This is a genomic window from Chromobacterium vaccinii (assembly GCF_000971335.1).
Taxonomy (GTDB): Bacteria; Pseudomonadota; Gammaproteobacteria; order Burkholderiales; family Chromobacteriaceae; genus Chromobacterium; species Chromobacterium vaccinii.
The window spans coordinates 1-10,931 of the sequence record NZ_JZJL01000079.1 but is presented as its reverse complement, the minus strand read 5'-3'; the positions used below and the strand labels follow the sequence as shown (position 1 = coordinate 10,931).

The 10,931-nt window shown below is 66.9% G+C and carries 11 protein-coding genes; 7 read left to right on the top strand and 4 right to left on the bottom strand.

Annotated features, from left to right (window positions below):
* The 6 genes from VL52_RS25110 to VL52_RS21820 form a co-directional block, all read left to right on the top strand.
* The coding region (locus VL52_RS25110; protein ID WP_200896081.1) for an MDR/zinc-dependent alcohol dehydrogenase-like family protein at nucleotides 1-421 on the top strand (421 nt) is incomplete at its 5' end.
* On the top strand, nucleotides 418-1,308 hold the full coding sequence (locus tag VL52_RS21840) for an NAD(P)-dependent oxidoreductase (protein WP_082113891.1): 891 nt from the start codon (nucleotides 418-420) through the stop codon (nucleotides 1,306-1,308). The genes VL52_RS25110 and VL52_RS21840, both read left to right, overlap by 4 nt.
* 89 nt (nucleotides 1,309-1,397) lie before the next feature.
* Nucleotides 1,398-2,147 carry an ABC transporter ATP-binding protein gene (locus VL52_RS21835; protein WP_046159016.1) on the top strand — a complete coding sequence of 250 codons (750 nt, stop codon included), beginning with the start codon at nucleotides 1,398-1,400 and terminating at the stop codon, nucleotides 2,145-2,147.
* Nucleotides 2,144-3,436: an ABC transporter permease gene (locus tag VL52_RS21830; protein WP_046159015.1), complete on the top strand. Its 1,293-nt coding sequence runs from the start codon at nucleotides 2,144-2,146 to the stop codon at nucleotides 3,434-3,436. The genes VL52_RS21835 and VL52_RS21830 overlap by 4 nt, the downstream gene beginning before the upstream one ends.
* A 13-nt stretch (nucleotides 3,437-3,449) precedes the next feature.
* Nucleotides 3,450-4,193 carry an outer membrane lipoprotein-sorting protein gene (locus tag VL52_RS21825; RefSeq protein ID WP_046159014.1) on the top strand — a complete coding sequence of 248 codons (744 nt, stop codon included), beginning with the start codon at nucleotides 3,450-3,452 and terminating at the stop codon, nucleotides 4,191-4,193.
* Complete coding sequence (locus VL52_RS21820) at nucleotides 4,165-5,280, top strand: hypothetical protein (protein ID WP_046159013.1); 1,116 nt, start codon at nucleotides 4,165-4,167, stop codon at nucleotides 5,278-5,280. The genes VL52_RS21825 and VL52_RS21820 overlap by 29 nt, the downstream gene beginning before the upstream one ends.
* 71 nt (nucleotides 5,281-5,351) lie before the next feature.
* Here the strand turns inward: VL52_RS21820 and VL52_RS21815 are convergent, their stop codons facing one another.
* The 4 genes from VL52_RS21815 to VL52_RS21800 form a co-directional block, all read right to left on the bottom strand.
* Nucleotides 5,352-6,149, bottom strand: coding sequence for a hypothetical protein (locus VL52_RS21815; RefSeq protein ID WP_046159012.1), 798 nt, complete (start codon nucleotides 6,147-6,149; stop codon nucleotides 5,352-5,354).
* A 262-nt stretch (nucleotides 6,150-6,411) separates the two neighbouring features.
* A complete protein-coding gene (locus tag VL52_RS23615; RefSeq protein WP_052729465.1) occupies nucleotides 6,412-6,969 on the bottom strand; it encodes a hypothetical protein in 558 nt (185 codons plus the stop codon).
* Between the two features lie 255 nt (nucleotides 6,970-7,224).
* Nucleotides 7,225-8,217 (bottom strand): M14 family metallopeptidase, encoded by a 993-nt coding sequence (locus tag VL52_RS21805; RefSeq protein ID WP_082106997.1) that lies wholly within the window; start codon nucleotides 8,215-8,217, stop codon nucleotides 7,225-7,227.
* Nucleotides 8,205-9,797 carry an ABC transporter substrate-binding protein gene (locus VL52_RS21800; protein ID WP_046159011.1) on the bottom strand — a complete coding sequence of 531 codons (1,593 nt, stop codon included), beginning with the start codon at nucleotides 9,795-9,797 and terminating at the stop codon, nucleotides 8,205-8,207. The genes VL52_RS21805 and VL52_RS21800 overlap by 13 nt, the downstream gene beginning before the upstream one ends.
* 131 nt (nucleotides 9,798-9,928) lie before the next feature.
* Between VL52_RS21800 and VL52_RS21795 the strand changes: the two genes are divergently transcribed.
* Complete coding sequence (locus VL52_RS21795) at nucleotides 9,929-10,540, top strand: M15 family metallopeptidase (RefSeq protein WP_046159010.1); 612 nt, start codon at nucleotides 9,929-9,931, stop codon at nucleotides 10,538-10,540.
* Nucleotides 10,541-10,931 lie beyond the last annotated feature (391 nt).

Genomic DNA, 10,931 nt, shown 5'->3' with positions numbered 1-10,931 from the left:
GCTGTCCGGTGGGTTGGCGGTGGCGGAGATCGCGGCCGGGCAGCCGCTGTCGGACGTGGGGCCGGGCTTGGCCGGCGTTTTCGACGCCGCGGTGGACGCGGTGGGCGGCGAGCGCGGCTTGAAGACCGCGCTGGCCGCGCTGAGGCCGCGGGGCCGGCTGGTCGGCGCGGGATCGCAGGCCGGCCGTTTCGAACTGGACTGGGGCGCGCTGATGCAGCGAGAGATTTCGCTGCAGTTCGTGATCGGCGATCCGATCGGCCTGCGCGGCGAAGTGGAGGCGGCGATGGCCGACTGCGCGCCGGCGCTGGAGCTGATGTTTTCCGACAGATTGCGCCTGGACGAGGTGCCGGATTACTTCGCCGCGCTGTGCCGGCGCGAGCGTTTCAAGGCTTTGGTCGAGGTGGCGGGGGAGGCGGCATGAACAGGCGGAGTGGGAGAAAGCGGCTGGCTTTGATCGGCTGCGGCGCGATGGGAACGGCGCTGGGACTGCGGCTGCTGGGCCTGAGCTGGGAGGTACGGGTCTATAACCGAAGCCCGGAGCGGACGGCGCCGTTGCGGGACGCCGGCGCCAGCGCGCATGCGACGCCGGCCGAAGCGGTGGCCGGGGCCGACTGGGTGGCGACGGTGCTGATCGACAGCGCCGCGCTGCGCGCGCTGCTGTTCTGCGATCAGGGCATCGCCAGCGTGCCGGCCGCCGGCCGCCGGCTGGTGGACCTGGGCACCCATCAGCCCGCCCAATTGGCCGCGCTGGGCGCCGAATCCGCGGCGGCCGGCTGGCCGCTGGTGGAGGCGCCGATGACCGGCAGCGTGCACGACGCCAGCCACGGCACCCTGCATTTTCTGGTGGGCGGCGCGGAGGAGGACGTGGAGTGGGCGAGCCCGCTGCTGTGGGCGCTGGGGCGCGGCGTTCACCACTTGGGCGGGTTGGGCGCGGGCAATACCGCCAAACTGGCCTTGAACCTGCTGGTGGGCGTGATGGCGGGCGGGCTGGGCGAGGCGATCGCGCTGCTCAGGGCGCACGGCCTGGCGGTGGACAGCTTTCTCGACGCGCTGGACGGCAGCGGCCTGGCCTCGCCCTTGTACCGGCGGCTGGGGCAGCGCTATCTGGACGGCGACCACGCGCCGCGTTTCTCGCTGGCCAATCTGGAGAAGGACCTGCGCTGGGAGTGCGAGCATGCCCTGGCCAGCGGCCTGCAGCCCAGGCTGGCGCCGGCGTTGTGCCGGCTGCTGGGGCCGCTGACCGAGGAGGCCAAGCGCCGCGACTACTCGGCCTTGATCGCCCACCTGGCCGGCGAGCCATCCTGTTGAATCCTTTGTCATGGTTGTTGAATTTATTAAATGATATATTCATTAACAGCTATGCCGACTTTCCCTTTCGAAAAACGAGCGAGCGCTTCATGAGTACAGCAGTCAAACCATCGGCAAGCGGACCCATCGTCGAGCTGCAGGACGCGGGCCGCACCTTCCTGCTGGGCGAAACCCGGATCGAGGCCTTGCGCCACGCGTCGCTGGCGGTCCAGCCCGGCGACTTTCTGGCGATCTGGGGGCCGTCCGGCTCCGGCAAGTCCACCCTGCTCAACCTGCTGGGCCTGATCGACAGCCCCAGCTACGGCCGGATGCTGTTCCGCGGCCAGGATGTCGCCGGCCTGGACGACAACGCCCTGTCCGACTACCGCAGCCGCGAGATCGGCTTCGTGTTCCAGAACTTCAACCTGATCCCGGTGCTGTCGGCGCTGGAGAACGTGATGCTGCCGCTTTACTGCCAGCGCATTGCCAAGGCCCAGGCCAGGGAGCGCGCCCGGACGTGGCTGCAGAAGGTGGGATTGGAGGCTTTCGCCGATCATCCGCCGGAAAAGCTCAGCGGCGGCCAGCGGCAGCGGGTGGCGATCGCGCGGGCGATGGTGACCGAGCCCTCGCTGGTGATCGCCGACGAGCCGACCGCCAACCTGGACTCGCGCACCAGCCGCGAGGTGATAGACCTGATGCAGGCGCTGAACCACAAGACCGGCGTCACCTTCGTGCTGTCCACCCACGATCCCAGGCTGCTGGCGCGGGTGTCGCGCCATCTGGCGCTGCGCGACGGCGAGATCGCCGAGGCCTCCTACGAGGAGAGCATGCTGAAACTCAACGCGGAGAGCCTGACATGAACCCCATCGTGATGGCGTGGCGCAATCTGCTGCGCAACCGCCGCCGCAGCCTGGTCACCCTGTTGTCCATCGCCTTCGGCATCGCCGCGCTGGCGCTGTTCGCCGGCTATACCCAGACCATCTACACCGGCCTGGCCAATCTCTCCATCCACGGCGAGATGATAGGCCACCTGTCGGTCAACAAGCGCGGCTGGCGCACCGAGGGCAAGCTGCATCCGGCGCGCTACCTGCTGACGCCGGCCGAGATCGCCAAGGTTGACGCCATCGTCCGCAAGCGCCTGCCGCAGGGCCACGTGCTGCCGCGGATGGGGCTGGACGGCATGATTTCCAACGGCCGCAACAGCACCATCTTCATCGCCGAGGGCATAGACCCGTCCGCGCTGCAGCTGATACTGGGACCGCTCAGCGGCGTGCACCGCAACATCGTCGCCGACAAGCCCAACGGCGTGTCGGTCGGCGAGGCGCTGGCCGCGGTGCTGGGGCTGAAGCGCGGCGGCGAGGCCTCGCTGCTGGTCGGCACCATCCATGGCCAGGCCAACGCCGCCGACGTCGAAGTCAACGACGTGATCAATACCGGCAACACCGCCACCAACGACAAGTTCCTGCTGGTGCCGCTGCAGCTGACGCGGTCTCTGAAGGACGTCGGCGAGCAGGCCGAGTGGCTGACGGTATTGATCAACACGCCGGCGAAGGCCGGCGGCCAGCTGGACAAGGGCATGCTGGCGATGCTGACCACGCCGGCGCCGGACGAGGCCACCACTATCGCGCTGCGCGACCGGCTGCAGGCCGATTTCCAGGCCGCCGGCCTGGACCTGGAAGTGCGCACCTGGCAGGACATGTCGCTCTACTACAAGCAGGTGAAGAATATGTATGACCTGATCTTCACGCTGCTGTTGGGCATCGTGCTCGCCATCGTGGTGCTGAGCATCGCCAACGCGATGAGCATGAGCGTGCTGGAGCGCACGCGCGAGATCGGCACGCTCAGGGCGATGGGCTACCGCCGCGTCCGCGTGGTGGGGCTGTTCATCGCCGAGGCCTGCCTGCAAGTGGTCTTGGGCTGCCTGCTGGGGCTGCTGCTGTTCTGGCTGGCCAGCCACGCGGTCAACGGCGCCAACATCCAGTACATGCCGCCGGGCAACAGCGTCAGCGTGCCGCTGTACATCGATTTCGATCCGGCCCGGACCGTGTTCGCGATGCTGCTGCTGGGCACGCTGAGCATCGTCGCCGCCTGGCTGCCGGCGCGCAAGGCGTCGGGCCAGCAGATCACGCTGTCGCTGGCGCACAGCTGAGAAAGGGGAGCGCATGAAAACGATGACGATGGCGGCCGGCCTGCTGCTGGTCGGCCTGATCGCCGCGCCGGCGGCCATGGCGGCGCCGGACGCGCAGGAGCTGCTGCGCCAGTCCGATCAGGCGCGCGGCGGCGATCTGCCGGGGCTTGCCTGGGAGGTGAGGCTGGCCAACAGCGGCAGCGCCAGCGAAGACTTGCAGCCGATGCGGCTGGACGTGCGGGCCAACAAGACCGCCAGCCTGGCCGAAGTCAGGGAGCCCTTGAGCAACAAGGGCTCCAAGATGCTGCAGGTGGACCGCAATATGTGGCTGAGCAAGCCCGGGCTGAAGAAGCCGGTGGCGATCTCGCCGCGGCTGCGGCTGTCCGGCCAGGCGGCGATAGGCGACATCGCCGCCACCAATTACGCCAAGGACTACGCGGCCAAGCTGCTGCGCGAGGAGACGCTGAACGGCGAGCCCTGCTACGTGCTGGACTTGAAGTCGGCCAACAAGCAGAGCACCTACGACCGCATCGTCTACTGGGTGTCGGAAAAGCGGATGGTCGGCGTGCAGGCGCAGTTCTACAGCCTGTCCGGCAAGCTGCTCAAGCAGGCCAGCTTCCAGTACGACAACACGGTCAAGGTGGGCGGCAAGAGCATTCCCTTCGTCAGCGCCATGCAGATCAACGACGCGCTGACCGACGCCCGCACCACGCTGAAGTACGGCGAGCTGCGGGTGAAGACCTTCGCCGATGCCGAATTCCAGGTGGACAATCTCTGAGCGCGGCGCGGCCGGTCTGGCCGCGCTGCTGCTGTGCGCCGGCGTCCACGCCGCCGAAGGCGACGGCGGCGAGGCGTGGCGGACAGACGCCAGCCTGGAGACCTGGCTATACGGCGACGCCTACCGGCTGACCTCCCCGGCGCCGCTGCCGCAGAGGCAATACCACGCCGAGGGGCGGCTGGACCTGACGCTCAGGCGCGACGCGCTGCGCGTGGAACTGGCGCCCAGGCTGAGCTGGCTGCGCGCCTGCCCGCCCGGCGGCGCGGATTGCCGCAGCGACGGGCAGGCCAGCCTCAACCAGGGTTATTTCAGCCTGGCCAGCGGCGGCGAGCAGCTGGCGGCCGGCCGCGAGAAATTCAGCTGGGGGCCGGCCAATTTCCGTTCCCCCAGCAATCCTTTCTACTTCGACAGCGGCCGGACCAATCCGCTGGCCGACACGCCCGGCATCGATCTGGCGCGCTGGACCCACAGCGGCGGCGGCTGGCGGCTGACCTCGGCCTACGTGTCCGATACCCGGACCCTGGCCCAGCCCAGGCAGCGGGACACCGTGCTGTTGAAGCTGGACCGGCAGGGCGACGATTCGCTGGCCAGCCTGGTGTTCAGCCAGGCGCGCAGCCAGCGCCAGGGGCCTTTTCTCGGCGCTTTCGCCCAGTACACGCCCGACGACGCCTGGCTGCTTTACGGCGAGGCGTCCGCCCAGCGGCGCGGCGCGGCGACGGCCGCGCGCTGGCTGGGCGGCGTCAGCTACACCAGCGCCGCCGGCCGGGTGTGGTCGGCCGAATACCTGTTCAATGGCGACAACGGCGCGGCCACGTCGCAGGCCGATCCCGCGGCGCTGCGCGGCCGCCATTACCTGTGGGCCAGCGTGCAGAGCAACCCGCAGGAGTTGGAGCGCTACTGGCGGCTGGAGTGGACGCGCAACCGGGACGACCATAGCCAGGGTTGGACGCTGTACGGCGAGCGCCGGCTGCAGCCGCGCCTGTCCGGCTTCGCGATGCTGATTCTGGGCGAGGGCGGCGCCGGCAGCGAGCTGGGGGGCTTCTACCGCAGCGGCGTCACGCTGGGTCTGAAGCTGTTTCTGCTGTAAGCGCCGGCGTGTCCGGCTCGGCATGGCGCAGGCCGGGATGCCTGCGCCTGGATGCTGGGCGGAGGCGGGGGCTAGAGCAGCTTGGAGCCGATCAGGCGGTTGAACAGCGAGCGCGGGATCTTGCGATGCAGGCCGTGATGGACCAGAAATGCCTTCAGCGTCTGCAGCCGGGCCTGCTCGATGCCGAACTTCTCGCACAGGTAGTTCTTGCACTTGATCACCGAGTCGGTGGTGCGCGGCGCGTTGCGCGGCCGGTACTTGTCCATGAAGGCGGCGATCTGCTTGAACTCCCAGTTCAGCAGCAGCAGGAAGCAGACCTCCTGTTCGTATTCGGTCAGCGTCACGCCTTCCAGACTGCTGTAGGGCGAGCCCTGCTCCAGGCTGCAGCCGGCGCCGAACTCGAGCACGTAATTGGGGATGATGTTGAGGAAATTGCCTATTTCGACGTCCTGGCCGCTGTAGATGGTGCCGAGGATCGACTGGCTGGGGTGGTGGACCAGCATGTGCTTGTTGAATACGCGGGCCTTCAGGCCGTCGGCGTATTCGTGGATGTTCAGCGTGGCGATCTTGCGCTCGATTTTGCCGCCGCGCATCAGCGACAGATCCTCGCTCACATAGCTGTCGGCGAATTCGGCGGTGCCTTCGCACGGCATTTCGCAGTCCAGCCGGCCGGAGACGTCGCCGCCCTGTTTCAGCGCCACGATCCTGGCGTAGGCATCGGTGGAGATCAGGTGCCGGGAATGGATGTCCTTGGCGCCCAGCATCATGTCCGAGCTTTTGGACAGCATTTCTATCGATTGGCGAAATCCGGCCAGGAAGCTTTTGTGCTCGTCGGTGAATTGATCCGGGGCCAGCATGGCGTACGTCATCGGCGATATTCCTTTTCAGGCGGCGGACGGGATCGGGGAGCAGACGCCGCATTGCCCTTTTCACTCGGGAATGGCTCGCTCTGGGCCCGTTCAGATGGAAGCTGGACATTCTAATGGGTCAAGCGGCCTCGGCATTCTGGGCCTGTCCAAGCGGCCATGCCGCGGCAAGGAGGAGCGCGCTGCGCAAACGGATTGGCAGGCGCGGCGGCGGAACGGGAAGGGCGGACCGTGCGCCGAGGCCTGGCTTGGGGAGCGCTCGCGCTCAGGCCGCCAGGCGCGCTGCCTGCTGAAAGCGCAGGCAGTAGGACAACTGCAATTTGAGCCGGCACAGCGTCAGACAGTCGTTCGACCAGCCGCGGGGCGGGCCCAGCGCGCGCAGCTCCTCGTCCGTCAGACTGGACTCCAGGCTGGCGATCTGGCTGCGCAGCGGGGCGATGCGGGCCAGCCGCAGCTCCAGCAGCACTTTTTCTTCCGGATGCTGGCGGCCGGCCAGGGCGGCGGCGCGGACCTGCCAGTAACGGGGGTCGTACCACGGACCGGTGCCGGGCGGCAGGTCCCGGTAGGGAATGTGCTCGATATAGGGCAGATAGAGATCGCCATGCCAGACGGCGTCGTCCTCTATCATGCCGCATAGCTGCAGCAGCAGGTTTTCCTGGCGCAGCGACCAGCCGGACGCGGATACGAAAACCATGGCCTCGGGCAACAGGTGGAAACCTTGATGTTCCAGCATGGAGCGCAGCGGATCGCTCAGCTTGCCGCGCGCGTAGATTCTCAGCCTGTCGTCGTCCGGCGAGTAAGTGGCGGTCAGAGGTTTATTCATTTTCCACTCCCCTTGTTTCACGCGCGGCGCTGGATGGGCTGGCGAGCCAGGATATTTGGTTTTGTCGCTGGATTTTGCCTTGTTGTCCTACGAGGAGGAACTCCAGTTTTCTGGAGGTTGGCGGTTATCGGGTGATAAGCGGAGGCGATTGTTATTGATTCGAATAATCCGCTATTGAAAATTCGAATCGGCGCCATTCCCGGTGCGGCATCCGCTGGCGATGGGCAAGCCCGTCGATGCCGGGCCGCCGAGGCGCTAGGATTGGCCGTTTTCCAGCCGGGCTGACGGTTTGGCCAGATAAAACCATTCCTGGCCGGCCTGGGCCCGGGGATTGGGAAACACGATGCGGGCATCGTCAGGCGCCGTGACCGGACTGCCGTCGGCGCGGCGGCCTATCAGCTCGCCCTGGCTGACGCTGTCGAAGCTGCTCCAGGCGCGGGCGAAACTGTCGGCGTCGTCGCGCTTGTCCACCACTTCATAAAGTCTGAGCAAGGCCATCGGCTGCGGGGCGGGATCGGGCGCGTCCACCATGCCGAGGTGGGCCAGGGTGTTGAGGATCGCGCGGTAGGCGATCTCCGGCGCGGCCGGATCGTCGTGGCGGCCGCATTCCAAGGTCAGCGCCCAGCCGCCCTGGCTGCGCATGTATTCGGTGGTGCCCACGCCGTAGCGCGGGTCGGCGTTGAGCTCGGCCAGCGCCGCGTCGCCGGCCGGCGACTGCCGCCGCCGCTCCACGCCCAGCGCGTAGGTGGACAGCCAGCCGTCCACCGCGTCGGCGACGCCCAGCCGCCGCGCCAGCGCTTCCTCGCGGGCCGCGTGGACGAACGGCTCCAGCTCGCCGTCGTTGTCGGCCGGGCCCAGGAATACGAACGGCTGCCCAGGCGACTGGAAGGAATGCAGATCGAGCAGGACCTGATGCTCGGCCAGCAACGGGCACAGCCAGTTGGCGACATGGTCCTCGTAGTCCCGCGGATGATCGCAGGGCGCGAGATTGCGGTTCAGGTTGCGGTCGCCGCCGCGCTGGCCCAGCCGGTAGGCCAGCGGATTGGCCACCGGCACCAGGGTCAGCTGTCCGGCGCGCAGCGCCAGCGCCCCCCGTTCCAGCTCCGCCATCGCGCGGCGGATGGCGATGGCGCCGCACACTTCGTTGCCGTGCACCGCGCCGGTGATGATCAGGGAGGGGCCGTCCGGCAGCGCCTGGTAGCGGTGGCAGGCGAAGGCCTGCGGCCAGCCCGGGTTCACTTGAGCCATACGTCCTCGAAATCGAAAGAGCCGTTGGGGTTCATGATGAAGCCCTGCACATTGGCGCGCAACGGGATGTAGATCCGGGAGTGGGCGATGGTGATCCATGGCCGCTCGCGCTTGAAGATTTCCTGCGCCTTCAGATAGTACGGCGTCCGCTGTTTCTGGCCGGTGGTCTGGCGGCCCAGCTGCAGCAGTCGCTCGAACTCGGCGTTGCAGAAGCGTTGGCCGCCCTTGCTGACGCTGCAGGACAGGCTGTTCCACAGGAAGTCGTCCGGGTCGCCGGAGTTGCTGGTGAGGCCCGACATGTAGACGTCGTGCTCGCCGGCGCCGGCGCGTTTCAGATATTCGCCCCACTCGTAGGATTGGATGTTGGCCTTGACGCCGATGCGGGCCCAGTCCTGCTGGATCATCTGCGCCATCAGCTTGCCGTTGGGATTGGTCGGGCGCTGCACCGGCAAGGCCCACAGGTTGACGGTGAAGCCGTTGGGGTAGCCTGCCTGGGCCAGCAAGGCCTTGGCCTTGGCCGGATCGTATTCGTTGCGGGTTTTGGGGTTCCAGCTCCAGGTGGACGGCGGGAAGGGGTTCACCGCCTGGGTGGCGCCGCCCTTGGGGAACAATGCCTTGAACAGCGCGTCGCGGTTGATCGCGATGTCCAGCGCCACCCGCACCTCGCGCTTGGAGAACTGCGGCCGCTTCAGGTTATAGGCCAGGTAGGAGATGTTGCTGGCGCCGGTGGCGGCGATCTTGATGTTTTTGTCGCCGGAGAGCGCGTCGAGGTCGGACTCGCGCACCGCCGCGGCCACCTGGCATTCGCCGGCCTTCAGTTTCTGGATGCGGACCTGCGGGTCGGCGACGATGGCGAACACCAGGCTGCGGGTTTTCTGCGGCTTGCCCCAGTACTGCGGGTTGGCCTCGTAGCGGACGATGGCGTCCTTGGCGTAGCTCTTGAAGCGATAGGGGCCGGTGCCCACCGGCAGCAGGTTGATCTGCTGCGGCTTGCCCGCCTTCAGCAACTGGTCGGCGTATTCGGCCGACTGCATGCCGGCGAAGCCCATCGCGAAGAAGGTGAGGAAGGGGGCGTTGCGCTCTTTCAGCCGGATCTGGAGGGTGTGCTCATCCACTTTCCGCACCGATTCGATCAGCTTGGACAGGCCATAGCCGTCCGGTCCGGTCAGCGGGGTCTTGAAGGCCTGGTTGAAGGGAAGGTCCGGCCGTATCCAGCGGTTGATGGTGAAGACCGCGTCGTTGGCGGAGAAGTCCCGGCTGGGCGTGAAATAGTCGGTTTGATGGAACTTGACGCCGCGGCGCAGTCTGAACGTATATAGTAGTCCGTCATCCGATACCGACCAGCTTTCCGCGAGGCCGGGCCGCAGCGCCACGCCGCCGCGCTTGAATTCGACCAGGCCCTGGAACACCGGCTTGGCGATGTTGTAGGTGGTGGCGCTGTCCCACATCGCAGGATCGAAGCCTTCCGGCGAGGCTTCCGCGCAGAACACCAGCGGTTTGGCGGCCAGGGCCGGGCCGGGCAGCGCCGCGGCCAGCAGGGCCGCGAGCGGGAGCAAGGACGAAGGGCGGGGCAGGGTCATCTCGGTTTCCTGTATGGGTATTATTCGTTCCGAGCCTACCATGGTCCAAGGTCGGAGTCGGATCGTCTTCACAGTATCGCTCAAGCGCCGGCTTGCCGGATTTGCGGCAGGTCAGCGGCGAGGGAGGAGCCATGGACGCAACCATCAGGCTGGAAGAGCTGGCAAGCCATCCCGAATACTTGTCCATCGAGGGCATGGCCGGCGTCAGGCTGGACCTGCGCTACGCCAGCGCCGACAACTTCGTCGGCCGGGATCTGTACGGCCCGTCGGCGCGGGCGTTGCTGCATAGCACGGCCGCGGAACGGCTGGCCCGCGCCGCGGGCGAACTGGCCAGCCGCCGGGCCGGGTATCGGCTGCGCGTTTTCGACGCCTTGCGGCCGGGCCGGGTGCAGCGGGTGCTGTGGGACATCGTCAAGGACACGCCGCAGCGCATCTACGTGGCCGATCCGGCGCGCGGCTCCATCCACAGTTTCGGCATGGCGGTGGACATTACCGCCGAGGATCAGACGGGGCGGGCGCTCGACATGGGCACCGGCTTCGACGACTTCACCGAGCGCGCGCAGCCGCAACAGGAGGCGGAGATGCTGGCCAGGGGGCTGCTCAGCGACGCGCAACTGGCCAATCGCCGGCTGCTGCGCGGCTGCATGGAGGCCGCCGGCTTCCGCGGCATCGCCACCGAGTGGTGGCATTTCGAGGCGGCGGACCGCGACTGGGTGCGCGCGCATATGCGGCTGATCGAGTAGCTGCGCCGAATGGATCCTCGCCCCTGACTGATTGGCAGTAGGATAATTCCTTATTTGATTACAAATTCTTAATCGAAGTCGTCCGGGGGGCCTGCCGCCGGGAGGTTCCGGCGATGAGTTGGCGCGACAAGCCCGATTTCATCATATGGATCGCGCACTTTGCTCGTATCTTCCGCATTTATGCGGGATGCGCTCAATTTTCTTAAAATCATTTTAATATCAACGATTTGTGTTTGTATGCTGTGGCGCGGTTGAGTGCGCCGAACGGAAAGCCGCCTTGGACGCCCAGGCGGCTTTCTTGATTTTGAATGCGGCTAAGCGAAGCGTACGAATAAAAATCGAATTTTCATGCTGTGTGTTCGACAGCGGTAAGCCTCGCTGCTTAGATCCG

Bases quoted from the DNA above. Each gene is read 5' to 3' on its own strand.
- VL52_RS21815 (WP_046159012.1), bottom strand. From the start codon at position 6,149: ATGACGTACGCCATGCTGGCCCCGGATCAATTCACCGACGAGCACAAA.
- VL52_RS21805 (WP_082106997.1), bottom strand. From the start codon at position 8,217: ATGGCTCAAGTGAACCCGGGCTGGCCGCAGGCCTTCGCCTGCCACCGC.
- VL52_RS21820 (WP_046159013.1), top strand. From the start codon at position 4,165: ATGCCGAATTCCAGGTGGACAATCTCTGAGCGCGGCGCGGCCGGTCTG.
- VL52_RS21830 (WP_046159015.1), top strand. From the start codon at position 2,144: ATGAACCCCATCGTGATGGCGTGGCGCAATCTGCTGCGCAACCGCCGC.
- VL52_RS21835 (WP_046159016.1), top strand. From the start codon at position 1,398: ATGAGTACAGCAGTCAAACCATCGGCAAGCGGACCCATCGTCGAGCTG.
- VL52_RS21825 (WP_046159014.1), top strand. From the start codon at position 3,450: ATGAAAACGATGACGATGGCGGCCGGCCTGCTGCTGGTCGGCCTGATC.
- VL52_RS23615 (WP_052729465.1), bottom strand. From the start codon at position 6,969: ATGAATAAACCTCTGACCGCCACTTACTCGCCGGACGACGACAGGCTG.
- VL52_RS21800 (WP_046159011.1), bottom strand. From the start codon at position 9,797: ATGACCCTGCCCCGCCCTTCGTCCTTGCTCCCGCTCGCGGCCCTGCTG.
- VL52_RS21795 (WP_046159010.1), top strand. From the start codon at position 9,929: ATGGACGCAACCATCAGGCTGGAAGAGCTGGCAAGCCATCCCGAATAC.
- VL52_RS21840 (WP_082113891.1), top strand. From the start codon at position 418: ATGAACAGGCGGAGTGGGAGAAAGCGGCTGGCTTTGATCGGCTGCGGC.